The sequence below is a fragment of the Microbacterium sp. NPDC087589 genome, from assembly GCF_044743635.1.
Classification (GTDB): Bacteria; Actinomycetota; Actinomycetes; order Actinomycetales; family Microbacteriaceae; genus Microbacterium.
Genome location: NZ_JBIUWV010000001.1, coordinates 116,072 through 141,634, shown reverse-complemented (window position 1 = coordinate 141,634; position 25,563 = coordinate 116,072). Strand labels below are relative to the sequence as shown.

At 66.8% G+C, this 25,563-nt stretch carries 24 protein-coding genes and 2 tRNA genes; 2 read left to right on the top strand and 24 right to left on the bottom strand.

Going from position 1 to position 25,563, the window contains the following annotated elements; translation table 11 throughout:
• Positions 1-14: 14 nt before the first annotated feature.
• The 11 genes from ACIOU8_RS00715 to ACIOU8_RS00665 form a co-directional block, all read right to left on the bottom strand.
• On the bottom strand, positions 15-383 hold the full coding sequence (locus tag ACIOU8_RS00715; RefSeq protein WP_400784907.1) for an NUDIX domain-containing protein: 369 nt from the start codon (positions 381-383) through the stop codon (positions 15-17).
• A gap of 23 nt (positions 384-406) precedes the next feature.
• The gene (clpX, locus tag ACIOU8_RS00710) at positions 407-1,675 is read right to left on the bottom strand and encodes an ATP-dependent Clp protease ATP-binding subunit ClpX (protein ID WP_400784906.1); all 1,269 of its coding nucleotides are present in this window, start codon (positions 1,673-1,675) and stop codon (positions 407-409) included.
• 166 nt (positions 1,676-1,841) lie between these two features.
• On the bottom strand, positions 1,842-2,693 hold the full coding sequence (locus tag ACIOU8_RS00705; protein WP_400784905.1) for an aldehyde dehydrogenase family protein: 852 nt from the start codon (positions 2,691-2,693) through the stop codon (positions 1,842-1,844).
• Positions 2,690-4,132: an aldehyde dehydrogenase family protein gene (locus ACIOU8_RS00700; RefSeq protein WP_400784904.1), complete on the bottom strand. Its 1,443-nt coding sequence runs from the start codon at positions 4,130-4,132 to the stop codon at positions 2,690-2,692. Before ACIOU8_RS00700 ends, ACIOU8_RS00705 begins: the two co-directional genes overlap by 4 nt.
• Before the next feature lie 11 nt (positions 4,133-4,143).
• Positions 4,144-5,145, bottom strand: coding sequence for a deoxyribose-phosphate aldolase (gene deoC / locus ACIOU8_RS00695; RefSeq protein WP_400784903.1), 1,002 nt, complete (start codon positions 5,143-5,145; stop codon positions 4,144-4,146).
• On the bottom strand, positions 5,142-6,077 hold the full coding sequence (locus tag ACIOU8_RS00690) for a sugar-binding transcriptional regulator (RefSeq protein ID WP_400784902.1): 936 nt from the start codon (positions 6,075-6,077) through the stop codon (positions 5,142-5,144). Before ACIOU8_RS00690 ends, deoC begins: the two co-directional genes overlap by 4 nt.
• 154 nt (positions 6,078-6,231) lie before the next feature.
• Complete coding sequence (locus tag ACIOU8_RS00685) at positions 6,232-6,873, bottom strand: ATP-dependent Clp protease proteolytic subunit (protein WP_140037392.1); 642 nt, start codon at positions 6,871-6,873, stop codon at positions 6,232-6,234.
• Positions 6,874-6,893: 20 nt separating this feature from the next.
• A complete protein-coding gene (locus tag ACIOU8_RS00680) occupies positions 6,894-7,490 on the bottom strand; it encodes an ATP-dependent Clp protease proteolytic subunit (RefSeq protein WP_140037393.1) in 597 nt (198 codons plus the stop codon).
• Between the two features lie 81 nt (positions 7,491-7,571).
• Positions 7,572-8,069 carry a tetratricopeptide repeat protein gene (locus ACIOU8_RS00675; RefSeq protein WP_400784901.1) on the bottom strand — a complete coding sequence of 166 codons (498 nt, stop codon included), beginning with the start codon at positions 8,067-8,069 and terminating at the stop codon, positions 7,572-7,574.
• An 83-nt stretch (positions 8,070-8,152) separates the two neighbouring features.
• Positions 8,153-9,658 carry a trigger factor gene (gene tig, locus ACIOU8_RS00670; RefSeq protein WP_400784900.1) on the bottom strand — a complete coding sequence of 502 codons (1,506 nt, stop codon included), beginning with the start codon at positions 9,656-9,658 and terminating at the stop codon, positions 8,153-8,155.
• A 62-nt stretch (positions 9,659-9,720) separates the two neighbouring features.
• Positions 9,721-9,794: transfer RNA gene (locus ACIOU8_RS00665), tRNA-Pro, on the bottom strand.
• A gap of 110 nt (positions 9,795-9,904) precedes the next feature.
• Between ACIOU8_RS00665 and ACIOU8_RS00660 the strand changes: the two genes are divergently transcribed.
• Positions 9,905-9,975: transfer RNA gene (locus ACIOU8_RS00660), tRNA-Gly, on the top strand.
• 117 nt (positions 9,976-10,092) lie between these two features.
• Entirely contained in the window at positions 10,093-11,298 is a 1,206-nt protein-coding gene (locus ACIOU8_RS00655) for a hypothetical protein (protein ID WP_400784899.1), read from the top strand.
• Between the two features lie 75 nt (positions 11,299-11,373).
• Here ACIOU8_RS00655 and ACIOU8_RS00650 read toward each other — a convergent pair whose 3' ends face one another.
• From ACIOU8_RS00650 to ACIOU8_RS00590, 13 genes are all read right to left on the bottom strand, one after another.
• Positions 11,374-11,727 carry an RNA polymerase-binding protein RbpA gene (locus tag ACIOU8_RS00650; RefSeq protein ID WP_042540778.1) on the bottom strand — a complete coding sequence of 118 codons (354 nt, stop codon included), beginning with the start codon at positions 11,725-11,727 and terminating at the stop codon, positions 11,374-11,376.
• Positions 11,727-11,975 carry a preprotein translocase subunit SecG gene (secG, locus tag ACIOU8_RS00645; protein ID WP_042540779.1) on the bottom strand — a complete coding sequence of 83 codons (249 nt, stop codon included), beginning with the start codon at positions 11,973-11,975 and terminating at the stop codon, positions 11,727-11,729. The genes ACIOU8_RS00650 and secG overlap by 1 nt, the downstream gene beginning before the upstream one ends.
• Positions 11,976-12,056: 81 nt before the next feature.
• Entirely contained in the window at positions 12,057-12,848 is a 792-nt protein-coding gene (gene tpiA, locus ACIOU8_RS00640; RefSeq protein ID WP_400784898.1) for a triose-phosphate isomerase, read from the bottom strand.
• Complete coding sequence (locus ACIOU8_RS00635; RefSeq protein ID WP_400784897.1) at positions 12,839-14,053, bottom strand: phosphoglycerate kinase; 1,215 nt, start codon at positions 14,051-14,053, stop codon at positions 12,839-12,841. The genes tpiA and ACIOU8_RS00635 overlap by 10 nt, the downstream gene beginning before the upstream one ends.
• Before the next feature lie 10 nt (positions 14,054-14,063).
• Positions 14,064-15,074 (bottom strand): type I glyceraldehyde-3-phosphate dehydrogenase, encoded by a 1,011-nt coding sequence (gene gap, locus ACIOU8_RS00630; RefSeq protein ID WP_400784896.1) that lies wholly within the window; start codon positions 15,072-15,074, stop codon positions 14,064-14,066.
• A 115-nt stretch (positions 15,075-15,189) separates the two neighbouring features.
• A complete protein-coding gene (locus ACIOU8_RS00625) occupies positions 15,190-15,816 on the bottom strand; it encodes a superoxide dismutase (protein ID WP_042540783.1) in 627 nt (208 codons plus the stop codon).
• A gap of 188 nt (positions 15,817-16,004) precedes the next feature.
• Entirely contained in the window at positions 16,005-16,982 is a 978-nt protein-coding gene (whiA, locus tag ACIOU8_RS00620; RefSeq protein WP_042540784.1) for a DNA-binding protein WhiA, read from the bottom strand.
• Between the two features lie 68 nt (positions 16,983-17,050).
• Positions 17,051-17,923: an RNase adapter RapZ gene (gene rapZ / locus ACIOU8_RS00615; protein ID WP_400784895.1), complete on the bottom strand. Its 873-nt coding sequence runs from the start codon at positions 17,921-17,923 to the stop codon at positions 17,051-17,053.
• A 30-nt stretch (positions 17,924-17,953) separates the two neighbouring features.
• Positions 17,954-19,879: an excinuclease ABC subunit UvrC gene (uvrC, locus tag ACIOU8_RS00610; RefSeq protein WP_400784894.1), complete on the bottom strand. Its 1,926-nt coding sequence runs from the start codon at positions 19,877-19,879 to the stop codon at positions 17,954-17,956.
• Positions 19,879-22,767, bottom strand: coding sequence for an excinuclease ABC subunit UvrA (gene uvrA / locus ACIOU8_RS00605; RefSeq protein WP_400784893.1), 2,889 nt, complete (start codon positions 22,765-22,767; stop codon positions 19,879-19,881). Before uvrA ends, uvrC begins: the two co-directional genes overlap by 1 nt.
• A gap of 65 nt (positions 22,768-22,832) precedes the next feature.
• The gene (locus tag ACIOU8_RS00600; protein WP_400784892.1) at positions 22,833-23,345 is read right to left on the bottom strand and encodes a hypothetical protein; all 513 of its coding nucleotides are present in this window, start codon (positions 23,343-23,345) and stop codon (positions 22,833-22,835) included.
• Positions 23,342-24,601, bottom strand: coding sequence for a DUF58 domain-containing protein (locus ACIOU8_RS00595; RefSeq protein WP_400784891.1), 1,260 nt, complete (start codon positions 24,599-24,601; stop codon positions 23,342-23,344). The genes ACIOU8_RS00600 and ACIOU8_RS00595 overlap by 4 nt, the downstream gene beginning before the upstream one ends.
• Positions 24,598-25,563 (bottom strand): AAA family ATPase, encoded by a 966-nt coding sequence (locus ACIOU8_RS00590; RefSeq protein WP_400784890.1) that lies wholly within the window; start codon positions 25,561-25,563, stop codon positions 24,598-24,600. The genes ACIOU8_RS00595 and ACIOU8_RS00590 overlap by 4 nt, the downstream gene beginning before the upstream one ends.

The following is a 25,563-nucleotide window of genomic DNA, read 5'->3' as shown; positions in this document are numbered from 1 at the left end:
CGCGTCACCTGACGTCAGCGGTCGAGACGAGCCATCGCCTTGTACCAGGTGAGCTGGTGGTAGCTCTGCGCGAGATGCTCACCGAGGCCGTCGAGAGGCACCTCGTATCCGGTCTCCTCGCGCAGCTGTCTGACCGCGGCTGCGTCCGGTGATTCGCCTGCCTCCACCCCGCCGCCGATCGTGCCGACTGCGACGAGCCCCGCTCCGTGTCGGTACTCTTCGACGACGATCGCATTGCTCTCGCGATCGAGCGCGAGCACCGAGATCCAGTCCGCGTACTCGAGCACGTAATACGGGGCGATGGATCGCTCGTCGGCGTCGCGGCAGTCGTCCGCGCGCACGCGGATCCACCGGTCGGCGTGAACCACATCGCTGCCGACCACCCGCCAAGGCGAGGGAGCAGGACTCACGCGCTCTTGCGCTTGCGCTCCATCACGATCGTCGGCGGAGCGCCCTCGTCGACGGCCGCCTGGGTGACGACGACCTTCGCGACGTCGTCAGCCGAGGGAATCTCGAACATGATCGGGCCGAGCACGTCTTCGAGGATCGCACGGAGTCCGCGAGCCCCGGTCTTGCGCTCGACGGCGAGGTCGGCGATCGAGCGGAGCGCGCCCTCTTCGAACTCGAGCTGAACGCCATCGAGTTCGAACATGCGCTGGTACTGCTTGACGAGCGCATTGCGCGGACCGGTGAGGATGTCGATGAGCGCGCTCTGGTCGAGTGGCGACACCGAGGTCACGACCGGCAGACGGCCGATGAACTCGGGGATCAACCCGAACTTGTGCAGGTCTTCAGGGAGCACCTCGCTGAACAGGTCGAGATCCTTGCCCTTGTCATGCAGCGGAGCACCGAAGCCGATGCCGTGCTTGCCGACACGTGCCGACACGATGTCCTCGAGGCCCGCGAACGCGCCGGCGACGATGAACAGCACGTTCGACGTGTCGATCTGCAGGAACTCCTGGTGCGGGTGCTTGCGGCCGCCCTGCGGGGGAACTGAGGCGACGGTGCCCTCGATGATCTTCAGCAGAGCCTGCTGGACTCCCTCGCCCGACACGTCGCGGGTGATCGAGGGGTTCTCGGCCTTGCGGGCGATCTTGTCGACCTCGTCGATGTAGATGATGCCCTGCTCTGCGCGCTTGACGTCGTAGTCAGCCGCCTGAATGAGCTTGAGCAGGATGTTCTCGACATCCTCGCCGACGTAACCCGCCTCGGTCAGCGCCGTGGCGTCCGCGACCGCGAACGGCACGTTGAGCTTCTTCGCGAGGGTCTGGGCCAGATAGGTCTTGCCGCAGCCAGTCGGCCCGATGAGCAGGATGTTGCTCTTCGCGATCTCGACGCTCTCGGCCTTCTGCTCGGCCGTCTGGAGCGTGCCGTGCGCACGGATGCGCTTGTAGTGGTTGTAGACCGCGACGGCCAGAGCCTTCTTGGCTGGCTCCTGTCCGACGACGTACTCCTCGAGGAAGGAGAAGATCTCGCGCGGCTTGGGCAGTTCGAAGTCCGCCGTGCCGTCGGCCGACGATTCAGCCATCCGCTCTTCGATGATCTCGTTGCACAGCTCGACGCACTCGTCGCAGATGTACACACCGGGTCCTGCGATGAGCTGCTGCACCTGCTTCTGACTCTTTCCGCAGAATGAGCACTTGAACAGGTCAGCGCTTTCGCCGATACGGGCCATGCGCGTCCTCCTAGGGGGATCCTGAGATCGTCTACTGAGCCTAACCGCTGCATCCGACACCGGGCCGCATTGGCGCGGGGTCGCGCATCACGACTCCGTATCACCCTCATGCAGGAGGCCCGCCGCCTGCTGTCGCAGATGGCGGGCCTCCTGAGGCCGACGCGCGTCAGACCATGCTCTTGGTGTGCCAGACCGTCTTGATCTCGGTGAAAGCTCCGATGCGCTCGGGCGAGGCGGCGACCGCACCCGGCGCCAGCACTCGTTTGAGGGTTTCGGCCGCGGCGATCTGCATGTCGATCCACTCGAGGTCACCGGCGCCTGCGAGGTCGAGCGCGTTGACGTCCTGATGCGAGGCGAGCCACGGCGCCATCTCGGCCGGAGACCCGGTGAGCACGTTGACGACCCCTCCCGGCACATCGCTCGTGGCGAGCACCTCCGCGAGGCTGATGGCAGAGAGCGGGAACCGCTCGCTCGCGATCACGACGACCGTGTTGCCCGCAACCAACGCGGGGGCGACGACCGATACGAGGCCGAGAAGCGCGGAGTCCTGGGGCGCGACGATCGCGACCACACCGGTCGGCTCCGGCACCGAGATGTTGAAGTACGGCCCTGACACGGGGTTGGCATTGCCCGCGACCTGCGAGTACTTGTCGCACCAGCCTGCGTACCAGACCCAGAGATCGATCGCCTCATCGACCTGTGCGGCAGCAGCGGATGACGAGACACCCTCCTGCGCTGCGATCTCGTCGATGAACTGCGCACGGCGCCCTTCGAGCACCTCGGCGACCCGGTAGAGCACCTGACCACGGTTGTACGCGGTGGCCCCCGACCAGCCCTTCACGGCGGCGCGGGCTGCGACGACGGCATCTCGCGCATCCTTGCGAGAGCCCTGCGCCGCATTGGCGAGGAAGGCACCCTTGGCCGAGAGAACTTCGTAGGTGCGGCCCGACTCGCTGCGAGGGAACGCACCGCCGATGGCGAGCTTGTAGGTCTTCGGAACACTCAGTCGCTTGCTCATGCGGAAGCCCCCTTCAGGTAGGCGGTGAGACCCTGGCGTCCGCCTTCGCGGCCGTATCCGGACTCCTTGTATCCGCCGAACGGGCTCGACGGGTCGAAACGGTTGAAGGTGTTCGCCCAGATGACGCCCGCCCGGAGGCGGTCGGCCACGGCGAGGATACGCGATCCCTTGTCAGACCAGATACCGGCGGACAGACCGTACGGGGTGTTGTTCGCCTTCGCGATCGCCTCGGCAGGAGTGCGGAACGTGAGCACCGAGAGGACGGGCCCGAAGACCTCGTCACGGGCGATCCGGTGCGACGCCTCGACGCCGGTGAAGATCGTCGGAGCGAACCAGAAGCCCTTGTCGGGAATCGCGCAATCAGCAGTCCAGCGCTCGGCACCCTCGGCCTCGCCGATGTCGCTGAGTTCGCGGATGCGGGCGAGCTGCGCCGCCGAGTTGATCGCCCCGATGTCGGTGTTCTTGTCGAGAGGGTCGCCGAGACGCAGCGTCGACAGACGGTTCTTCAGCCGGTCGATGACCTCGTCGTGGATCGACTCCTGCACGAGCAGGCGGCTGCCTGCGCAGCACACGTGACCCTGGTTGAAGAAGATGCCGTTGACGATGCCCTCGATGGCCTGATCGATCGGCGCGTCGTCGAACACGATGTTCGCGGCCTTGCCACCCAGCTCGAGAGTGACCTTCTTGTCGGTTCCTGCGACGGCGCGGGCGATGTCGCGCCCGACACCGGTCGAGCCGGTGAACGCGACCTTGTCGACATCGGGGTGGCGCACGAGAGCGGCACCGGTGGCTCCGGCACCCGTCACGATGTTGACGACGCCGGCGGGAAGGTCGGCCTGCTGCAGGATCTCCGCGAAGACCAGCGCCGTCAGCGGCGTGGTCTCTGCAGGCTTCAGCACGACGGTGTTGCCTGCTGCCAGAGCAGGAGCGAGCTTCCACGCGAGCATCAGCAGCGGGAAGTTCCAGGGGATGATCTGCCCTGCGACGCCGAGCGCCCGCGGGTTCGCGCCGAGGCCGGCGTAGTCGAGCTTGTCGGCCCAGCCCGCGTAGTAGAAGAACCAAGACGCGACCAGGGGAACGTCGACGTCGCGACTCTCCTTGATCGGCTTGCCGTTGTCGAGGCTCTCGGCGACGGCGAGCTCGCGAGCCCGCTCCTGTACGAGACGTGCGATGCGGAACAGATACTTGCCCCTGTCGCGACCGCTCATCTTCGACCAGGTCTTCTCGTACGCACGACGCGCGGCGGCGACCGCGCGGTCGACGTCCTGATCGTTCGCCGAGGCGATCTCGGCGATGTGGCTCTCGTCAGCCGGCGAGATCGTCGCGAAGCTCGCACCCGAACCGTCGACGAACTCGCCGTCGATGAACAGGCCGTAGCTGTCCTTGAGGTTCAGGACCGCCTTCGACTCCGGGGCCGGAGCGTATTCCAGGAATGACATATGCGGGGCTCCTAGTCGATCGTGACGTAGTCGGGGCCGGAGTAGTGGCCGGAGGTGAGCTTCTGACGCTGCAGGAGCACGTCGTTCAACAGACTCGAGGCGCCGAAGCGGAAGAGGTGCGGCTGGAGCCACTCCTCCCCCACGGTCTCGGCGACCGTGACGAGATACTTCACCGCGTCCTTCGACGCGCGGATGCCGCCTGCGGGCTTCACGCCGATGCGCTCGCCCGTGCCGCGGTGCCAGTCGCGCACCGTCTCGAGCATGAGCAGAGTGGTGGGAAGCGTGGCCGCCGGCTGCACCTTGCCCGTGGAGGTCTTGATGAAGTCGCCGCCGGCGAGGATTCCGAGCCACGACGCACGCTTGATGTTGTCGTAGGTGTTGAGCTCGCCAGTCTCGAGGATCACCTTGAGTGAGGCGTAAGAGCCGTCCGGTCGGCGGCAGGCCTCCTTGACCTGGGCGATCTGATCGTAGACGAGCCCGTAGCGGCCCGAGAGGAATGCTCCCCGGTCGATCACCATGTCGATCTCGTCGGCACCTGCCGCCACCGCTTCTGCGGTGTCGGCAATCTTGATCGCCAGTGACGAGCGTCCGCTCGGGAAGGCGGTGGCGACGGCCGCGACCGAGATCAGGCCGTCATCGGGGTCACCGTGCAGCGCACCGAGCGCCTCGACTGCGTCGCCCACCATATCGCCGTACACGCACACCGCGGCGACCTTCGGGGTCGACGGATCAGCAGCATCCGGGTTCTTGGCCTTGGCGACCAACGACCGCACCTTGCCCGGTGTGTCCGAGCCCTCGAGCGTGGTCAGGTCGATCAGCTTGATGATGGTGTCGAGTGCCCAGGCCTTCGACGTGGTCTTGATCGACCGCGTGCCGAGGCCGGCAGCACGCTGCTCGAGCCCGACGGCGTCGACGCCGGGGAGTCCGTGCAGGAAACGGCGGAGCGTGGCGTCATCCGGCTCACCGCCGAGAACGTCCACCGCCGTCCTGCGGCTGAGTTCTTGGGTCGTCATCGTTCCTCCAACAATGCTCGTGCTGTGGTCTCATCTGTCACCAGAACGCTGCACAGGCCGCTGGTCACGACTGTGCGCGCGATGTCATGCTTGGCGTCACCGGCGGTGACGAAGATCGAGCGCTTCGCCGCGCGCAGGCGTCCGAGGTCGACTCCGACCGTCCGGGCGTCGAGCTGCGGGTCGACGATGTTGCCGTCGGCGTCGATGTAGCGCCCCAGGACATCGCCCACGGCACCGCGGCGTGCGAGCTCCTCGACATCGGATGCCGACAGGTAGCCGTTCTCGACGTGCGCGGAAGATGCATCGCACGGGCCCGCGGTGAACAGGAACGCCTGTGCTTCGGCCGCCTCGACGAGAACGGCCGCGACGGTGCGGTCGGCTTCTATCGCCTGCTTGGTCTCGACGCGCTCGAGGATCGCCGGGCTCGGCAGGAGAGACACGTGTCCGGATGCCCTCTGGGCGATGGTGACGGCGAGGCCCGCGGCTCCGCCGGAGCGCCGATTGAGGCTCACTCCTCCGTTGAGCTGCACGACCGTGACGCCGGTCGCCCAGCCGTCAGGCAGCGATTCGGCGACGGCACGCAGCGTGCGCCCCCAGCTCACACCGAGGGTGCGGGGCACTGGCCGCATCGCGGTGAGGTAGTCGGCGGCGGCCTGGGCGACGCGCTCGAGTGCTCCGTCGTCGCCGTCCGGAGAGGGCACGACCACCGCAGCCGTGAGCCCGTGACGTTCCACGAGCTGGCGCTCGAGTCCGAGCCGGCGCGCACGCGGGTGGACGATCTCGATCCGGACGATGCCGCGCTCTCGGGCCTGTGTGAGGAGCCGTCCCACCTTCCAGCGGGAGAGCTTGAGGAGGGCGCCGATCTCGTCCTGCGTCTTGTCCTCGTCGTAGTACAGCTCGGCGACGCGGACCATGATCAGTTCTTCTTCCATGGCATCCTCCTTCCTCCCCCAGTTTACGTCGGCATCACCGTTCGCGCATCTACTTGCTCATATGAGCAATCTGCTCGCGATCGTCGCGCATTCGCCGGAGACGACGAAAGGACGCCGACCCCGAGGGGTCGACGTCCTTTTCTCAGCGACGTGCTTACATGCGCTTGCGCGACGTGAGCACCTGGTCGACGAGGCCGTAATCCAGCGCCTCGGCGGCGGACAGGATCTTGTCGCGGTCGATGTCGCGATTGACCTGCTCCACCGGCTTGCCGGTGTGGCGGGCCATGGCCTCCTCGAGCCAGGTGCGCATGCGGAGGATCTCCGCCGCCTGGATCTCGATGTCGGACGCCTGACCGTGGCCGGCCTCACCCATGGCCGGCTGGTGCATCAGCACACGGGCGTTGGGCAGAGCGAGACGCTTGCCGGGGTGGCCGGCCGCGAGCAGCACCGAGGCAGCGGATGCCGCCTGGCCGAGCACGACGGTCTGGATCTGCGGCGCGACGTACTGCATCGTGTCGTAGATCGCCGTCATCGCGGTGAAGGAACCACCGGGCGAGTTGATGTACATCGTGATGTCGCGCTCGGAGTCCTGGCTCTCGAGCACGAGCAGCTGCGCCATCACGTCGTCGGCCGACGCGTCGTCGACCTGTACGCCGAGGAAGATCACGCGATCTTCGAACAGCTTGTTGTAGGGGTCCTGGCGCTTGAAGCCATAGGCGGTGCGCTCCTCGAACTGAGGGAGCACGTAGCGGCTGGAGGGCAGGTCGCCGGCAGCGCGGAAGGTGGGTGTGTACATGAGAGTCCTTTCGCTTTCCGTTACTTGCTGTCCTGGTCGGTTCCGCCGCCGCCGACGACGTCGGTGGCCGAGTCGCGGATGTGGTCGACGAAGCCGTACTCGAGCGCCTCGTCAGCGGTGAACCAGCGGTCGCGGTCACCGTCGGCGTTGATCTGCTCGACCGACTTGCCGGTCTGCGCGGCAGTGATCTCAGCGAGGCGGTTCTTCATCGAGGTGATGAGCTGCGCCTGCGTCTGGATGTCGCTCGACGTGCCGCCGAAGCCACCGTGCGGCTGGTGCAGCAGCACGCGGGCGTTCGGGGTGATGTAGCGCTTGCCCTTGGTGCCGGCCGTCAGCAACAGCTGGCCCATCGATGCGGCCATGCCGATTCCCACGGTGACGATGTCGTTCGGGACGAACTGCATCGTGTCGTAGATCGCCATGCCCGCGGTGATGGATCCACCGGGCGAGTTGATGTAGAGATAGATGTCCTTCTCGGAGTCCTCAGCGGCGAGAAGAAGGATCTTCGCGCAGATCTCATTGGCGTTCTCGTCGCGCACCTCCGATCCCAGCCAGATGATGCGGTCTTTCAACAGCCTGTCGAAGACGCTCGTAGCGAGGAGGGGTTCTGCAGCCATGTCAGCTCCTGATTCCGTGTTTCAGTGATTCGAATCTACCGGCGACAACGCAGCGCTCAGGCCGTGTTCGCCGTCGGCATATCAGCCGTCGAGTTCGGCGATCTCATGGGCGTATGCGGTCATCGAGCGGTGGTATCGCGGGAGGTGCGGCACGAGTGCCAACAGCGCGACCGAGAGTCCCTGCGCCGGCCGGCCCGAGCTCGCAAGGATCAACGCATGCACGGTGGCGACGGCGTCGCGATAGGGACCGTCGGCCGACAGCTCCTCCTCGACGCGGATGACCGAGAGTGCGTCATCGAACTCACCGAGGTTGCGCAGCGAGCTCGCCAGTTGGATCACGCACTGCGGGCGGTGCTCCTCGTCCAGTCCGAGAGCAAGAGCGTGTCGGTAGAGCTCCACGGCCTCGGCCGGCCGCCCCGCGGAGTCCCGCGCACCTCCACGCTCGAACTGCGCTCGTGCATCGTCGACTCCGCGCTCTGCGGCGAGAGCGTCGATGCGCGCGATCGTGTCGTCGCCGACCTCGTCGCCCGATGCTTCGGCCCACACCTCGTCGACGCGTTCGTCCCAGGTCTTCATCATGTCGCCTCCCATGGCGTCCTCCCGTCCTACGAGAAAGGGGCGGATGCCGCAGCATCCGCCCCTTTCATGGAGATCGTGTCCGATCACTCGGCCTTGTCGGCCGCCTTCTTGGCCGGAGCCTTCTTAGCGGCGGGCTTCTTGGCCGGAGCCTCAGCGTCGTCGACCTTCTTGGCCGGAGCCTTCTTGGCGGCGGGCTTCTCGTCAGCCTCGGCGTCGTCGGCCTTCTTCGCGTCGGCCTTCTTCGCCGGAGCCTTCTTGGCCGGCTTCTCGTCGGCAGCTGCGTCGGACTCGGCCTCAGCCTCTGCCTCGTCGTCGGTCACGACGAAGTCGGACAGATCGACCGGCTTGCCGTTGGTGTCGACGACCTTGACCTTGCCGAGCGCGATCGCGAGGGCCTTGTTGCGGGCGACCTCGCCGACGAGAGCGGGAAGCTGGTTCGACGACTGCAGTGCCTCGACGAACTCCTGCGGAGCCATCCCGTACTGCGATGCGGACTGGATGAGGTACTGCGAGAGCTCCTCCTGCGAGACCTGAACGTCGGCCTGCTCGGCGATCGTGTCGAGCAGCACCTGCGTGCGGAACTGCTTCTCGCTGGCCTCGGTCACCTCGGCGCGGTGCACGTCGTCCTCGAGGCGGTTCTCGCCCTCGAGGTGGTTGTGCACCTCGTCTTCGATGAGCTTCGGCGGCACGGGGATGTCGATCTGCTCGAGCAGGGTCTCGACGAGCTTGTCGCGCGCTGCCGAGCCCTGCGCGAACACGCCCTGCTGCGAGACGCGCTCGGCGAGGCTCGCGCGGAGCTCGGCGATCGTGTCGAACTCGCTGGCGATCTGCGCGAAGTCGTCGTCTGCCTCGGGGAGCTCGCGCTCCTTGACAGCCTTGACGGTCACGGCGACCTCGGCCTCGGAGCCGGCGTGGTCGCCGCCCACGAGTGCGGAGCGGAACGTGGTGTCCTCACCCGCGGTGAGCGACTCGATCGCGTCGTCGATGCCCTCGAGCAGTTCGCCCGATCCGACCTCGTACGAGACGCCTTCTGCGCGGTCGATCTCGGCGCCATCGATCGTGGCGACGAGGTCGAGCTCGACGAAGTCGCCCTTTGCTGCCGGGCGGTCGACGGGAACGAGCGTGCCGAAGCGCGCGCGCAGGTTCTCGAGCTCGGCGTCGAGCGCGGCGTCGTCAGCCTCGACAGCGTCGACGGTGACGGTGATGCCGTCGTATGACGGAAGCTCGATCTCGGGGCGGACGTCCACCTCGATGTCGACGAGCAGGTCTCCCGAGAAGTCCTTCTCGTTCGGCCACTGTGTGATGTCTGCGGCCGGACGCCCGACGACACGGAGCTTGTGCTCGACGGTCGCGTCGCGGAAGAACTTGTCGAGGCCCTCGTTGACCGCGTGCTCGATGACCGCACCGCGCCCGATGCGCTGGTCGATGATCGGAGCGGGGACCTTGCCCTTGCGGAAGCCGGGGATCTGCACGTCCTGAGCGATGTGCTCGTAAGCGTGCGCGATGCTGGGCTTGAGGTCGTCCGGGGTGACCGTGATGCTGAGCTTGACCCGGGTCGGGGTCAGCTTCTCGACGGTGCTGTTCGCCATTCTGGTGTGCTCTCCTTGTGATTTCCGCGCTGAATCGCGGCTGTCAGGCCGTTGAAGCCGTGTCGGGGCGACAGGAGTTGAACCTGCGACCTCCCGCTCCCAAAGCGGGCGCTCTACCAAGCTGAGCTACGCCCCGGGGAATCCGCTTGCAGATTCAGCCCCACCGAGTCTAACGGACACGAGCACCCGCGTCAGTCCGCTATGATCGATGAGTCGGCAACGAACCGAGAGGTTCTCTCCGATATCGGGGCTGTAGCTTAGTGGTAAAGCCTCTGTCTTCCAAACAGATGATGCGAGTTCGATTCTCGTCAGCCCCTCACTCGATGAAGGCCCCCGCGATCAGCGGGGGCCTTCACTCTTCTCCGGGGTTCTCCTGCGATGCTGCACACTCATTAGAGTCGTGGTACGCCGGTTCCCACGGAGGTCCCCAACGCATGACTGCTCCCGTCGACGTGGCTTCCTCCGCGATCGGAGACCACGCGCTCCCCTTGCGTTTCACCAGCGCGCCGGCAGCGACACCGAGACAGCGGAGGCGACGCCCCGGGCTGGTTCTGGGCATTGTCGCGGCGATGGTCGCCGCGACCACGGTCGGAGTGCTCCAGATCACCGCGAATCTCGGCTATGACGAGGCGCGCGCCGGATTCGACGCCGGCCGTGCCTCGACAGCGAGCACCGGAGCGACACTCCAACAGGAGCTCGACGCGCTCGCATCCACCCTGGGCAACGCGGAGCTCCTCCTGCAGACCGACTCCGGAGTGCTCGTCGCTCCCGCAGCGAGAGAAGCGCTGTCGGTCGCCGCGACCGATGCCCGCCGGGCAGTGACCCCCGCGGAAGATCTTCTCGACCGGGACCTGCCCGACGCAGAAGCGAAACCCGGGGCTTTCTGGGAACTCTTCGCAGCCTCCGGCGAACTGGCCTCGCAGACAAGCGATCTCGACGATCTGGCCGCCGACCGCGACAGGGCATTGCCGCCGCTGACCACCTCCGACATCGCCGTGACCGACGCCGGCGCAGCCGTGCTGCGTTCTGCGGCCGATGCCGCACCGGCATTCGAGTCCGCGCATCTCTCGGCGAAGAACGATGCGGTGATCACGCTGCGCGACGCCGCATCGCGAGCATCCGCCACGACGCTGCTCGATGCGTCAGCGGTCGAGACACTCGTGTCGCTGCAGGACGCTGCGGCGCAGGTCGTGGCGACCGAACAGGTCGAGCTCGCCGAGAAGGCAGGGCCTCTGCAGGCCGCGCGGACGGAGATCGAGGCGTTCGCTCGCTCTCTCGCCCCCGGAGTGCTGCTCGAGTTCGACTGGAATCAGGTCGTCAACGACGCGGGCTACAACCGCAGCATGGGAGGCCTCACGACCTGGTGGTGGGATGACCCGGACCGCGCGGTCATCGAGCTGTCGAACTCGGTCGCGGAGCAGTGGCCCGCCGAGCGCAGCAAGGCTCTCGTCGCCCATGAGGTGGGTCACGCGATCAGCGTGAAGTGCGAGGACATGTACGATTCATCGACTCAGGACAGCATCGAGAAGTGGGCCACAGCCTGGGCCATCAGCATGGGCTTCAGCGACGACGCGAACGGCGTATGGGCCTACGGATATCCGCCCCAGTCGTACATCGACGCCGCGTACGGATGCCGATGAGCACGAGCGCCGCAGACGAGAGAAGCCGCCGCGATCGGATCGCGGCGGCTTCTCTGTCAAGAGATCAGATCGAGGTCACTGACCCCGACGCTCTCGAAGCTGGGTGAGCGCGTCCTCGAGAAGCTGGACGGCTTCTGCGTCGGTGCGACGCTCCTTCACATACGCGAGGTGTGTCTTGTAGGGCTCCGGCTTCGCGAGCGCGGGCGGGTTCGCCTTGTCGCGACCGGCCGGCAGACCGGACTGGGGGTGGTCGATCGTCTCGGGGATCTCCTCTTCAGGAAGCCCGGCGGCGAAGTAGCGCACCGTCTCGTTGCCGAGGCCGTCCCAGTACGAGACCGCGATGCGGTCGGCGTGGTAGCCGTGGTCCTGCTCGCCCATGGGGCCGGAACCGACACGGGTCCCTCGGATCGCGTTGCCGCCGGTAGCCATCAGATCACCTCGAACTTCGTGATGAGACCGAGCGCGACGATCGCCACGAACCACGCCAGAGCGAGGACCACGGTGAAGCGGTTGAGATTGCGCTCAGCGAGACCCGACGAGCCGACAGCCGACGTCATTCCGCCACCGAACATGTCGGAGAGGCCGCCACCGCGACCCTTGTGGAGGAGGATGAGGAGAGTCAGCAGGACGCTGGTTATGCCCAGCACCACCTGCAGGACGAACTCGAGAATTTCCACGAGGAAGAGCCTTTCGCTGGGGCAGGATTGCCCCGGTAACGGTCAAGTATACGGTGTGGCGGGGCCGGAGCCCCGCCACACTCACACGCCGACGTGCTTCTCGAAGCGGATGATCGCGGCGAACTCGTCGACCACGAGGCTCGCGCCCCCGACGAGTGCGCCATCGACATCGGGCTCACGCATGAAGCTGGCGATGTTCGCTGCCTTGACCGATCCGCCGTACAGGATCCGGGTGCGCGCCGCAGCGTCGTCTCCGAGCACCTTGGCGATCACCGCGCGCAGCGCGGCGCAGACATCCTGCGCCTGCTGGGGCGTCGCCGCCTGTCCGGAGCCGATGGCCCAGACGGGCTCGTACGCCACCACGAAGTCGGCATCCTTCGAGAGCCCCTGCAGAGCGGTCTCGAGCTGACCGGCCGGAACGGCGCTGGCGCCGAACTTCTCGAGGTCTTCGGCGGTCTCACCGACGCAGATGACCGGCGAGAGGCCGTGCTTCAGCGCGGCCTTGGTCTTGGCAGCCACGACGTCATCCGACTCCGCGTGGTACTCGCGGCGCTCGGAGTGGCCGATGATGACGTACTTCGCATCGAGCTTGGCGAGGAACGCGCCCGACACCTCACCGGTGTATGCACCGGAGTCGTGAGCCGAGATGTCCTGTGCACCGAGCGCGAACGGGATCTTATCCGCATCGATCAGCGTCTGCACGCTGCGGATGTCGGTGAAGGGCGGGAACACCGCGACCTCGACCGATCCGTCCTCGTGCTTGGCGTCCTTGAGAGTCCAGTGCAGCTTCTGCACGAACGCGACCGCCTGCAGGTGGTCGAGGTTCATCTTCCAGTTTCCCGCGATCAACGGGGTACGAGTGTTCATGCCCATCCGAGCACCTCCAGGCCGGGTAGTTTCTTGCCCTCGAGGAACTCGAGGCTGGCGCCGCCGCCGGTCGAGATGTGACCGAACTGGTCGTCGGTGAAACCGAGCTGGCGCACGGCTGCTGCGGAGTCGCCTCCGCCGACGACGCTCAGGCCGTCGACCTCGGTGAGCGACTGCGCGACGGCCTTTGTGCCGCCGGCGAAGGCCGGGAACTCGAACACGCCCATCGGGCCGTTCCAGAACACCGTCTTCGAGGCGCGGATGACCTCCGCGAATCGCGCGGCGGTCTCGGGACCGATGTCCAGGCCGATTCCGGCCGCGCCGAACGCCGTGTCCTCGATCGCGTCCGCAGCCGTCACCTCGTGGTCGGCGTCGGCCGAGAACGAGGAGGCGACGACGACGTCGGTCGGGAGCACGAGCTCCACGCCGCGCTTCTCGGCCTCGGCGATATAGCCGCGCACGGTCTCGAGCTGGTCCTCTTCGAGGAGGCTGGATGCGACTGCGTGGCCCTGCGCCTTCAGGAAGGTGAACAGCATGCCGCCGCCGACGAGGATCCGATCCACGCGAGGCAGCAGGTGCGAGATGACGCCGAGTTTGTCGCTCACCTTCGACCCGCCGAGCACGACCGCGTACGGGCGCTCGGGGTTCTCGGTGAGACGGTCGAGCACATCGAGCTCTGCCGCGATGAGCAGACCGGCAGCCGACGGCAGCAGCTCGGCGAGGTCGTAGACGCTCGCCTGCTTGCGGTGCACGACACCGAATCCGTCGGAGACGAGCACGTCGCCGAGCTCTGCGAGCTGAGCCGCGAAGGCGCCGCGCTCGGCGTCGTCCTTCGAGGTCTCCCCCGGGTTGAACCGCAGGTTCTCGATGACGACGATGTCGCCGTCTTCGAGCGAGGCCACGGCCTCCTGCGCAGACTCGCCGACGGTGTCGCGCGCGAACGCGACCGGCTTGCCGAGCAACTCGGACAGTCGCTGGGCGACCGGCGCGAGGCTGTACTGCGGGTCGGGCGCACCGTCGGGGCGTCCGAGGTGCGAGCACACGACCACGCGGGCGCCCGCGTTGATAAGTGCGTTGAGGGTAGGCAACGAGGCGCGGACACGGCCATCGTCCGTGATGATCCCGTCCCGGAGGGGGACATTGAGATCACAACGGACGATGACGCGCTTGCCCTCGAGCGAACCCAGTGAATCCAGGGTGCGCAGAGTCATGGGAGGTGTCTCAGAGACGCTCGGCCACGTACTCGGTCAGGTCGACGAGACGGTTGGAGTAGCCCCACTCGTTGTCGTACCAGCTGGAGACCTTGACCAGGTTGCCACTGACGTTGGTCAGCGTCGCGTCGAAGATCGAGGAGTGCGGGTTGTGCACGATGTCACTCGAGACGATCTGGTCTTCGTTGTACTGCAGGAAGCCGGCGAGGCGACCGTCGGCAGCAGCCTTCTTGTAGGCCTCGTTGACCTCTTCGACCGTGAGGTTCTCGCGGTCCGTGATCAGCGTCAGGTCGACGATCGAGCCGGTGGGAACCGGAACGCGGTACGACGAGCCGCTCAGCTTGCCCTGGAGCTCCGGCAGAACCTCGCCGATCGCCTTGGCTGCACCGGTCGAGGCCGGCGTGATGTTGATCGCAGCGGCGCGTGCACGACGCAGGTCGCTGTGCGGGCCGTCCTGCAGGTTCTGGTCTGCGGTGTAGGCGTGAGCGGTCATCATGAAGCCGCGGTCGATTCCGAACGCGTCGTTGAAGACCTGGGCCAGCGGCGCGAGGCAGTTGGTCGTGCACGAGGCGTTGGAGATGATGTGATCCGTCTCCGGGTTGTAGGTGTCCTCGTTCACGCCCATGACGAACGTGCCGTCGACACCCGTGCCGGGAGCGGAGATGAGCACCTTCTTGGCACCCGCCTCGATGTGCTTCTTGGCGAGCTCGGCCTTGGTGAAGAAGCCGGTCGACTCGATGACGATGTCGACACCCAGCTCGCCCCACGGGAGGCCAGCGGGGTCGCGCTCTGCGAACGCCTTGATCGTCTTGCCGTTGACCGTGATGCTCTCGTCGTCGTAGCTGATGTCAGCGTCGAGGACGCCACCCACAGAGTCGTACTTCAGAAGGTGGGCAAGGGTCTTGTTGTCGGTGAGGTCGTTGACCGCGACGATCTCGATGTCCGCTCCCTGCGCGAGAGCCGCGCGGAAGTAGTTGCGTCCGATGCGGCCGAAGCCGTTGATACCGATCTTGACAGACACTCAGGTCTCCCTGTTTCTCGTGCGCTGTGCGCAGCAAAAGTGCTTACGCGATGCGCGGGGGTTTTTGGCTGAGATGGCGTCCCGACGAGACTGGGCCCGTCGGGACGCGACCCGATTACGACAGTACCAGCAGGCCGTTCGTCTTCTCGCGGGCGACCTCGAAGCGCTGCGCGACGTTCTCCCAGTTGGCGATGTTCCACGCGGCCTTGACGTAGTCGGCCTTGACGTTGAGGTAGTCGAGGTAGAAGGCGTGCTCCCACATGTCGAGCTGGAACAGCGGCACGGTGCCCTGCGCCGTGTTCGACTGCTGGTCGAACAGCTGCTGGATGATCAGACGCTGGCCGATCGAGTCCCAGCTGAGCACAGACCAGCCGGAGCCCTGGATTCCGAGGGCGTTCGCGGTGAAGTGCGCCTGGAACTTCTCGAACGAGCCGAAGAACTCGTCGATGGCTGCCTTGAGCTCGCCCTCGGGCTGTCCGCCACCGGTCGGCGAGAGGTTGGTCCAGAAGATGGAGTGGTTGACGTGACCGCCGAGGTTGAACGCGAGGTCCTTCTCGAGCTTGTTCACGTTCGCGAGGTTGCCGCTGTCGCGTGCCTCGGCGAGCTGCTCGAGGGCGGTGTTGGCCCCGGCGACGTAGGTCGCGTGGTGCTTGTCATGGTGCAGCTCCATGATCTTGCCGCTGATGTGCGGCTCGAGGGCTGCGAAGTCGTAGGGAAGGTCGGGGAGCGTGTAAGTCGCCATGTCGCTTTCATCCAATCCGCGCCGCGCCGCGGCGCTTGCCGATCCTCTGCGCCGCCGATGTGCGGCGAAGAGCGGACGTAACTCATCCTAGTGACGACAACGCACGGCTGTCCTGGATCCTTCCTCCGTATGACGAAGCGAGGCGGCCCCTGATCGGGGCCGCCTCGCTGACGAGAGTCGTGTCGAGGTCAGACGTCGAGCCCTGCGGGCACGGCGGCCTCGGTGCCCGGGATGCCCTCCTGCTGGGCGCGCTTGTCAGCCATGGCCAGAAGGCGGCGGATGCGGCCGGCGACGGCATCCTTCGTCATCGGCGGGTCGGCGTGGTGACCCAGCTCATCGAGGCTCGCGTCTCGATGCGCGAGGCGCAGCTCACCTGCGACCTTGAGGTGGTCGGGCACCTCGTCGGCGAGGATCTCGAGAGCGCGCTCCACACGGGCGCAGGCGGCGACAGCGGCCTGCGCGGAACGGCGCAGGTTGGCGTCATCGAAGTTCACGAGTCGGTTCACACCCGCGCGCACCTCGCGGCGCTGGCGCATCTCCTCCCAGGCGACGGCGGTCTTCTGCGCGCCCATCTCGCTGAGGATCGTGCGGATCGCCTCGCCCTCGCGGACGACGACGCGGGGCATGCCGCGCACCTCGCGTGCTTTCGCAGCGACTCCGAGGCGGTGAGCTGCGCCGACGAGTGCCATCGCCGCCTCAGACGACGGGCAGGCGACCTCGAGCATGGCAGAGCGGCCCGGTTCGCTCAGGGTGCCCGCGGCGAGGAACGCACCGCGCCACAGACCGGCCACCTCGGCGCGAGAGCCCGTGGTGAGGCGGTTGGGAAGTCCGCGGACCGGACGACGGCGCTGGTCGAGCAGACCGGTCTGGCGTGCGAGGGTCTCCCCCGACGCGATCACCCTGACAGCCCACCGCGCTCCGTCGTTCGCCGTGCTGGACTGCACCTGGGCGATCTCGGGTCGAACACCGTAGATCTCTGCGAGGTCGCGCGCGACACGCTGCGCGAGGATCTCGGCATCCACCTCAGCCTCGACGGCGACCCGCCCGGCGATGGAGTGCAGTCCGCCGGCGAACCGGAGGATAGAGGTGACCTCCGCGACACGCACCGTCGGGGGTGCATTACGGATGCTGACCAGCTCAGCTTTGACGTCGGTGGTTAGTGCCACGACACTCCTCTACGCTCACGCGCCGGATCGCGGCGCAAACCTCCAGCCTACTCTGACGGAGGCTCCTGCTATTCCCTGCCGAGGTCCCGGTGACGCACGTTGACGGCCACTCCCGGCACCGAGGCGAGCCGGCGAGCGAGCTCCTCCACCATGGCGACGGATCGGTGCTTGCCGCCCGTGCAGCCGATCGCGATGGTCGAATGGCTCTTGTTCTCGCGCTGATACCCCTCGAGCACCGGCGTGAGAGCCGCCGAATACGAATCGAGGAACCCTGCGGCGCCTTCACGGGAGAGCACGTAGTCCCTCACCGGTTCGTCTTGACCTGTCAGACCGCGAAGCTCTTCGTTCCAGAACGGGTTCGGCAGGAAGCGCATATCCGCGACCATGTCGACATCTGTCGGAAGACCGTACTTGAATCCGAAGCTCAGGAGCGTCACTCGGTGCCGCGCTGCACCCTCTTCTGAGAAGAGGTCGGACACCTGGGTGGCGAGCTGATGGATGTTGAGCGCCGAGGTGTCGACCACGAGGTCGGCCGATTCGCGGATCGGCGCGAGACGGAGGCGTTCGATGCGGATGCCGTCGAGCAGCGTGCCGTCACCCTGCAGCGGATGCGGCCTGCGAACCGCCTCGAATCGACGCACGAGAACATCGTCGGACGCATCCAGGAACAGCACACGCACGGAACCGCGCGATCGCAGCGCTCTCGCGACGCCCGGGAAGTCGTCGAACAGGTTGCGACCTCGCACGTCGACCACCGCTGCGACTTTGGGCAGAGCTTTGCCACCCATGTCGGTGAGGTCGAGAAGCGGACGCAGGATCTGCGGCGGCAGGTTGTCGACGACGTACCACCCGAGGTCCTCGAGAGCGTTGGCCACCGTCGTGCGCCCCGCGCCCGACATGCCCGTGACGATGAGGAACTCGCCTTTGTCCCCGTCAGTCATGGTTACTCCTTCTCCCCCGCTCGTCCCAGCCTAGCGAGTGGAGAGATGCGTATGGATGTTCTCGGCGAGCACGGGCCCGATCCCCTGCACCTCCTGGATCTCCTCAGGAGCAGCGGACCGCAGTGCGGTGACGGATCCGAAGTGCTTGAGGAGTACCTTGATCCGCGATGCGCCGAGCCCCGGCACCTCGGCGAGGATCGACGTGATGTCGTTCCTGCGCCGCTTGCGCTGATGGGTGATCGCGAATCGGTGGGCTTCGTCTCTCAGCCGCTGGAGCAGGTAGAGCGACTCGCTGGTGCGGGGCAGGATCACCGGGAAGTCGTCTCCGGGAAGCCAGACCTCCTCGAGTCTCTTGGCTATGCCGCACACCGCGATCTCGGTGTGACCGGCGTCTCGAAGCGCGCGCGCGGCTGCCTCGACCTGCGGCTGACCGCCGTCGACCAGCAGCAGCTGCGGCGGGTACGCGAAGCGGGGTCTGCGTTTGACCTCTACCACGACCTCTTCGAGCGCGTCTCCCCCCGCTGTCGCGGCCTCGATGGCCGAGGCGACCGCGGAGGGTTCGTCGGCCTCCTCCGGACGATCGAGGTAGGCGAGGCGACGACGCAGCACCTGGTACATCGAGTCGGTGTCGTCTGTGGTCTCGGCGATGTTGAACGAACGGTACTGGTCTTTCCGAGGCAGCCCGTCTTCGAAGACCACCATCGACGCGACCACGTTCGTGCCGCCGAGGTGCGAGATGTCGAAGCACTCGATGCGCAGCGGTGCCTCCGCCATCCCCAGCGCCTCCTGCAGATCCGTGAGCGCCTGCGTGCGTGCGATGTAGTCGCTCGTGCGACGGGTCTTGTAGCGGATCAACGCCTGCTGCGCGTTGAGTGTCGCGGTGCGCATGAGGTCGGCGCGCTGACCACGCTGGGCGACGGCGATCTCGACCTTCTTGCCTCGCCGTTCACGCAGCCACACCTCGAGCTCGGTCGCATCGTCCGGCAGCGTCGGCACGATGATTCGACGCGGCACGTCCTGTGCATCGCCGTACGCGCGCTGCAGCACCTGATCGACGAGGTCTGCCGTCGAGATGTCGATCTCCTTCTCGATCGTCATCGCACGGACACCTCGCACGCGTCCTCCACGGATCACGAAGTGCTGCACGGCCGCAGCGAGCTCATCCTCCGCGATTCCGAACAGGTCGGCATCCTCGTCGGTCGCGAGCACCAGCGCGCTCTTGCCGAGCACGGCCTCGATCGCTGTGAGCTTGTCGCGGAATCTGGCGGCGGCCTCGTAATCCATCGCGGCGGAGGCGGCCATCATCCGCTTCGTCAGCTCTCTGGTGAAGCGCTCGTCTCCTCCGGCCATGAACGCGACGAAATCGTCGACCATCGCACGGTGCTCTTCAACGGTGACCGTCATCGAGCATGGTCCACCGCATTTGCCGATCTGTCCCGGAAAGCACGGACGCCCCGTCTGCATCGCGCGCTTGTAGCTGGAGTCGCTGCAGGTGCGGATCGGGAACGCCTTGACCATCAGGTCGATCGTCTCGTGCACCGCCCAGACCTTCGGATAGGGACCGAAGTAGCGCGCACCGGGGATCTTCCGGTTCCTGGTGACGATCACCCGCGGCGCCTCATCGCCCAGGGTGACGGCCATGAACGGGTAGGACTTGTCGTCCTTGTAGCGGACGTTGAAGGGCGGATCGAACTCCTTGATCCACATGTATTCCAGCTGGAGCGAATCCACATCGGTCGAGACGACGGTCCACTCGACGGAAGACGCCGTGGTGACCATTCGCCGGGTGCGCTCGTGCAGCGTGCGCAGCGGCGCGAAGTAGTTCGACAGACGTTGACGCAGGTTCTTCGCCTTGCCGACGTAGAGCACGCGTCCATCGGCGTCGCGGAAGCGGTACACGCCGGGGTTGGTGGGGATCTCACCAGCCCGCGGCTTGTACGGCAGGACCTCGGCCATCAACTGGCCTTCCGCGCAGAGCGCCCCTCACCCAGGATCTCGGCGAGGAACTGACCGGTGTGGCTGTCCTCGACTCGCGCGATCTGCTCGGGTGTGCCGGTCGCCAGGATCTCACCGCCACCCGAGCCACCCTCCGGCCCGAGGTCGATCACCCAGTCGGCGGACTTAATCACATCGAGGTTGTGCTCGATGACGATCACCGTGTTGCCCTTGTCGACGAGTCCGTTCAGCACCTCGAGCAGCTTGCGCACGTCTTCGAAGTGCAGCCCGGTGGTCGGCTCGTCGAGCACGTAGATGCTGCGGCCGTTGCTGCGACGCTGGAGCTCGGTGGCGAGCTTGACTCGCTGTGCCTCGCCGCCGGACAGCGTCGTCGCCGACTGACCGAGGCGCACGTATCCGAGCCCCACGTCGACGAGTGTCTTCATATAGCGGTGGATCGCCTGGATGGGCTCGAAGAACTCCGCCGCCTCGGCGATCGGCATCTCGAGGACCTCGGCGATGTTCTTGCCCTTGTAGTGCACCGACAGCGTGTCGCGGTTGTAGCGCTTGCCATGGCAGACCTCGCAGTCGACATAGACGTCGGGCAGGAAGTTCATCTCGATCTTGATCGTGCCGTCACCCGAGCACGCTTCGCAGCGGCCGCCCTTGACGTTGAAGCTGAATCGCCCGGGCTGGTAACCGCGGACCTTCGCCTCGGGGGTTTCACTGAAGAGCGAACGGATGCGGTCGAAGACGCCGGTGTAGGTGGCCGGGTTCGAGCGAGGCGTGCGTCCGATCGGCGCCTGGTCGACGTGAACGACCTTGTCGAGATTGTCGAGACCCGAGACGCGGGTGTGCTTTCCGGGAACTGTGCGGGCGCCGTTGAGCCTCGAGGCGAGCACCTGGTACAGGATGTCGTTCACCAGCGAGGACTTGCCCGAGCCGGACACTCCGGTGACCGCCGTCAGAACGCCCAGCGGGAAGTTCACGCTGACGTTCTTCAGGTTGTTCTCGCGGGCGCCGACGACGCTGAGCATGCGCTTCTTGTCGAGCTTGCGGCGCTTCTTCGGAGTCGGGATCTCGCGGCGCCCCGAGAGGTACTGTCCCGTCATCGAGCTCGGCTCGGCGAGAAGCGCCTCGTAGGAGCCGGAATGCACGACCTCGCCGCCGTTCACCCCCGCGCCCGGCCCGATGTCGACGACCCAGTCGGCCGACTCGATGGTCTCTTCGTCGTGTTCGACGACGATCAACGTGTTGCCGAGGTCACGGAGCTTGAGAAGAGTGTTGATCAGTCGACGGTTGTCTCGCTGATGCAGCCCGATCGAAGGCTCGTCGAGCACGTAGAGCACACCGGTGAGGCCCGAGCCGATCTGCGTAGCGAGGCGGATGCGCTGTGCTTCACCGCCAGAGAGCGATCCGGCTGAGCGGCTGAGGTTGAGGTAGGAGAGCCCGACCTGCAGCAGGAAGTCGAGTCGCAGGCGGATCTCGCGCAGCACCTGGGCCGCGATCTTCGCCTCGCGATCGGTGAGAGTGAGGGTCTCCATGAACGAGCGCGCGTCGGCGAGGCTGAGGTGCGACACCTCTGCGATCGAGTGACCGTGCACCTGCACCGCGAGCACCTCGGGCTTGAGACGGTTGCCATCGCACACAGGGCACGGCACCTCGCGGAGGTACTCGCCCCAGCGCGACCGCTGCGTGTCGGACTCTGCCTGCGCGTACTGACGCTCGATGTAGGGGACGACACCCTCGAAGCCGGATGCGTAGCGCATCTCGCGTCCGTACCGGTTCTTGAACTTGACAGTGACCTTGTAGTTGTCGCCTCGGAGGATCGCATCCTGCACGTCGACCCTGAGGTCCTGCCACGGGGTGTCGAGCGAGAAGTTGAGGTCGTCGGCCAGGCCCTCGAGCAGGCGCTCGTAGTACTGGAAGAGCCCCTTGCCCTGCGTCGTCCAGGGGACGATCGCGCCCTCGCGGATGGAGAGCTCCTCGTCGCCGAGCATCAGGTCGATGTCCACCGACATGCGGGTGCCGAGACCCGAGCATGCGGGGCAGGCACCGAACGGCGCGTTGAACGAGAAGGTGCGCGGTTCGATCTCGGTGAGGGAGAGCGCATGCCCGTTCGGGCACGCGAGCTTCTCGGAGAACGACTGCCAGGCGTCGTCGCCCTCTTCGTCGACGAAATTCACCTGCACGACGCCACCGGCGAGTCCGAGTGCGGTCTCGACCGAATCGGTGACGCGACCGAGGATGTCGTCTGCCGCGACCAGGCGGTCGACGACCACCGCGATGTCGTGCTTGTAGCTCTTCTTGAGCGTGGGCGGCTCGGCGAGCTGGATCAGGTCTCCGTCGACGATCGCGCGGGAGTATCCCTTGGCGCCCAGCTCGCGGAACAGATCGACGAACTCGCCCTTCTTCTGAGAGACGATGGGCGCGACGATCTGGTAGCGCGTGCGCTCGGGCAGCTCCATGAGCTGGTCGGCGATCTGCTGCACCGTCTGTCGCTGGATGCGCTCACCGCACTCCGGGCAGTGTGGAATGCCGATGCGCGCCCAGAGGAGGCGCATGTAGTCGTAGATCTCGGTGATCGTGCCGACCGTCGACCGCGGGTTGCGGTTGGTCGACTTCTGATCGATCGACACCGCGGGGCTGAGCCCCTCGATGAAGTCGACGTCTGGTCGGTCGACCTGGCCGAGGAACTGGCGCGCGTAGGCGCTCAGCGACTCGACATAGCGTCGCTGCCCTTCGGCGAAGATCGTGTCGAACGCGAGACTGGACTTACCCGAACCGGACAGGCCGGTGAACACGACGAGGGAGTCGCGTGGGATGTCGATGTCGACGTTCTTCAGATTGTGTACGCGGGCACCGCGAACGCTGAGTTTTCCTGGGGTTGCAACCGGGACGATAGGCACTGATCAAGTCTACGAGGGGCCACAGACATTGGCTCCGTGAGGGCTCACAGGGAAGGCCTCACCACTCACCGTGCACGGCGGTTCGCCCACACGAGCAGGGTCGCCGCGAGCGCGACGACGGCTCCGGCCCCGGCCACGGCAGCCCACGGAGCTGTGGGCGCCGATCCCTGCGTGGTGACCATCACGACGACAGTCACCGGCTGGGCGATCGCCTGGACGACGAGCAGCCGCAGCGCGCTGGGTCGGAGTGCGCCGATCACCACCCGGGACCCCATGGGGATCACGAGAGAGAGGGACATCAGCATGTGGATGAGCTGCACGACGAGCACCGCGATCATCGCGCGCCCGAGATCGGGCTCCGAGATCAGCATCCCGATCACGAGGCATCCGATGGATCCCCACGCCGCGAACGTCTGCGGAAGAACAGCGGCGATGATCGCGAGCACGACCGCGGCCACCTGCCACCCGATCAGCGGACACAAGGCGGCGGCTGCGCCCGCGACCGCGACCACGAGCGCGCCCCTCACGACGAGCCAGGAGACGGCGGGGCCTGTCTGCAGGGAGTCGTTCGCCCTCATCGGCGCGCCCTCGCGATCGCGAGCAGCGCCGATGACGGATCATCGGCCCAGGTGACCACATCGACTCCGGCGCCGTGCAGATCGGCGAACACGTTCACCCGCTCGGCGAGCACGGTGCGGAGACCGATGAGCTGTGCGCGAGTGAGACGCGTGCGGTCGAGCGGCGGAAGCACGTCGACAGCGACGACTCTGTGTCCGCTCGCCCTCCACATCAACGCCGTCTGTGCGGCCGCGCCCTCGAAGAAGGTCGACAGCACGAAGACGACAGAGCCATGCGGCACGGGAGGAGTCCGGCGGAAGGTCGCATCGTCCCGCGCCTGACCGGTCGCGGCGATGGCCGCCGACACGCGGGAGAGATGCCGCGATCCGCTGCCGCTGCGCAGCGACCGGCCCCCGTGCACGAGCACGTGCAGCGCGACGCGGTCGCCTGCGCCGATGGCCGAGTCGGCGATCGCGCGAGCGGCCTCGCGCGCGAGGTCGAGCGAGGTCACGCCGCTGCGTTCGAAGTCGCCGCTCCCCCACGACGCGACGACCTCGCCGAGGTCTTCCGACGTGTCCATCGCGATCACCACGGAGGAGTCGCTGAGGGTGTTGGTCCGACGAACCAGCAGATCCCCCGGCCTCCGGGCCATCCGAGCCGTGGCCCGCCAGTCCACGCGGCGGAGCTCGTCTCCGGGAGCGAAGGCGTGGATGTCTCTGAAGTCACCACCCTGCCCCTGACGGCGACCCTCGTGAGCGCCGTGCGAACCGATCAGTCGTCGGGGCAGCGGCAGCGCATCGAGCGGTCGACGGGGCGGCGCCACCTGGCGTCTGGCCGCGACGACCTCTGACGTCTGCGAGAGCGCCGCTCCTTCGAGGGAGAGCCCCCGCGCGGCCGCTTGGACGGGAACCGTCGGCCCGGAGTGCAGGACCTTGCTTCGTGCCGTCACGGACGAGCCGCCGCCTGGCACGATCACGCGCCTGGTGCGACGCTCCGACTGCACGATCACCATCTCGACGGCTTCCGCATAGCCCACGACGGTGATCGCGGTGAGCAGTTCGCCCTCCGGCCCCGGCAACGCATCGATCGCGATCTTCGGCTCACTCCCGGCAGTACCGCGCGCGATCGCGAACCCGCTCCAGAGGGCGAGAGGCAGTCCCATGGCCACGATGTCCGGGCGAGCCGACAGAAGGCCGACCACGGCGAGGATCACCGCACCCCCGATCGCGACGGACAGCACCGGACCGCGACGCCCCACGTGGGGAGCACCCGTCATCCGAGAGCCCCGACAGTCGGCGGCACCGCGACCTGACCGACGACGGATCGCACCGCATCCGATGCCGACGCCCCCTGAGCCCAAGCCTGCGGGGTGAGGGTGAGCCGATGGGCCAGCACAGGCACCGCGATGCGCTTGATGTCGTCGGGGCGCACGAAGTCGCGGCCGTCCAGCGCCGCCAGCGCTCGTCCGAGCAGCAGCAGACCGAGCGAACCTCGTGGCGAAGCCCCGACCTCGACATTCGGCGCACTCCGCGTGGCGCGCGTGATCTCGACGCAGTAGCGGGAGATGTCCTGATCGACGTGGATGGCTTCGACCGCGTCCTGCAGGGCGACGAGCTGAGCGGCATCGATCACCGGGGCGACGTGGGTCGCCTCCTGCCGCCTGCTCACCCGATTCTCCAGGATCCGAGCTTCGTTCTCCGGCCCCGGATAGCCGACGGACAGCCGCACCATGAACCTGTCGAGCTGCGCCTCGGGAAGCGCGTAGGTGCCTTCGTACTCGATCGGATTCGACGTCGCGATCACGTGGAACGGCGCCGGCAGCGCGAAGCTGTTGCCCTCGACCGTCACCTGTCGCTCCGCCATCGCCTCGAGCATCGCGGACTGGGTCTTCGGCGTGGTCCTGTTGATCTCATCGGCGAGCAGCAGACCGGTGAAGATCGGCCCCGGTCGGAAGACGAAGTCCGCCGAGTCCGGTGCGTACACGTACGATCCGGTCACGTCGCCGGGGAGCATGTCCGGGGTGCACTGCAGTCGGCGGAACGACAGCCCCAGGGCAGACGCGAGGCTGCGGGCGGCGAGCGTCTTGCCCAGCCCCGGCACGTCCTCGAACAGCACGTGGCCACCCGCGAGGATCGTCGCGAGCGCGATCTCGATGGGATCGTCCATTCCCACCACGACGGTCCTCACTGCGGCGAGGATCCTGGCTCCGGTGTCGGCGATCTCTGCGGGGCTCGTCAT

Excerpts from the sequence above, each read along its gene's own strand:
- ACIOU8_RS00680 (WP_140037393.1), bottom strand. The coding sequence starts at position 7,490 with ATGGCTGCAGAACCCCTCCTCGCTACGAGCGTCTTCGACAGGCTGTTG.
- ACIOU8_RS00590 (WP_400784890.1), bottom strand. The coding sequence starts at position 25,563 with ATGACGAGCCCCGCAGAGATCGCCGACACCGGAGCCAGGATCCTCGCC.
- ACIOU8_RS00600 (WP_400784892.1), bottom strand. The coding sequence starts at position 23,345 with ATGAGGGCGAACGACTCCCTGCAGACAGGCCCCGCCGTCTCCTGGCTC.
- ACIOU8_RS00595 (WP_400784891.1), bottom strand. The coding sequence starts at position 24,601 with ATGACGGGTGCTCCCCACGTGGGGCGTCGCGGTCCGGTGCTGTCCGTC.
- ACIOU8_RS00685 (WP_140037392.1), bottom strand. The coding sequence starts at position 6,873 with ATGTACACACCCACCTTCCGCGCTGCCGGCGACCTGCCCTCCAGCCGC.
- ACIOU8_RS00655 (WP_400784899.1), top strand. The coding sequence starts at position 10,093 with ATGACTGCTCCCGTCGACGTGGCTTCCTCCGCGATCGGAGACCACGCG.
- ACIOU8_RS00675 (WP_400784901.1), bottom strand. The coding sequence starts at position 8,069 with ATGATGAAGACCTGGGACGAACGCGTCGACGAGGTGTGGGCCGAAGCA.
- rapZ (WP_400784895.1), bottom strand. The coding sequence starts at position 17,923 with ATGACTGACGGGGACAAAGGCGAGTTCCTCATCGTCACGGGCATGTCG.
- tig (WP_400784900.1), bottom strand. The coding sequence starts at position 9,658 with ATGGCGAACAGCACCGTCGAGAAGCTGACCCCGACCCGGGTCAAGCTC.
- ACIOU8_RS00650 (WP_042540778.1), bottom strand. The coding sequence starts at position 11,727 with ATGGCTACCGGCGGCAACGCGATCCGAGGGACCCGTGTCGGTTCCGGC.
- uvrC (WP_400784894.1), bottom strand. The coding sequence starts at position 19,879 with ATGGCCGAGGTCCTGCCGTACAAGCCGCGGGCTGGTGAGATCCCCACC.
- ACIOU8_RS00690 (WP_400784902.1), bottom strand. The coding sequence starts at position 6,077 with ATGGAAGAAGAACTGATCATGGTCCGCGTCGCCGAGCTGTACTACGAC.
- deoC (WP_400784903.1), bottom strand. The coding sequence starts at position 5,145 with ATGACGACCCAAGAACTCAGCCGCAGGACGGCGGTGGACGTTCTCGGC.
- ACIOU8_RS00635 (WP_400784897.1), bottom strand. The coding sequence starts at position 14,053 with ATGACTCTGCGCACCCTGGATTCACTGGGTTCGCTCGAGGGCAAGCGC.
- clpX (WP_400784906.1), bottom strand. The coding sequence starts at position 1,675 with ATGGCCCGTATCGGCGAAAGCGCTGACCTGTTCAAGTGCTCATTCTGC.
- ACIOU8_RS00700 (WP_400784904.1), bottom strand. The coding sequence starts at position 4,132 with ATGTCATTCCTGGAATACGCTCCGGCCCCGGAGTCGAAGGCGGTCCTG.
- ACIOU8_RS00625 (WP_042540783.1), bottom strand. The coding sequence starts at position 15,816 with ATGGCGACTTACACGCTCCCCGACCTTCCCTACGACTTCGCAGCCCTC.
- tpiA (WP_400784898.1), bottom strand. The coding sequence starts at position 12,848 with ATGGGCATGAACACTCGTACCCCGTTGATCGCGGGAAACTGGAAGATG.
- ACIOU8_RS00705 (WP_400784905.1), bottom strand. The coding sequence starts at position 2,693 with ATGAGCAAGCGACTGAGTGTTCCGAAGACCTACAAGCTCGCCATCGGC.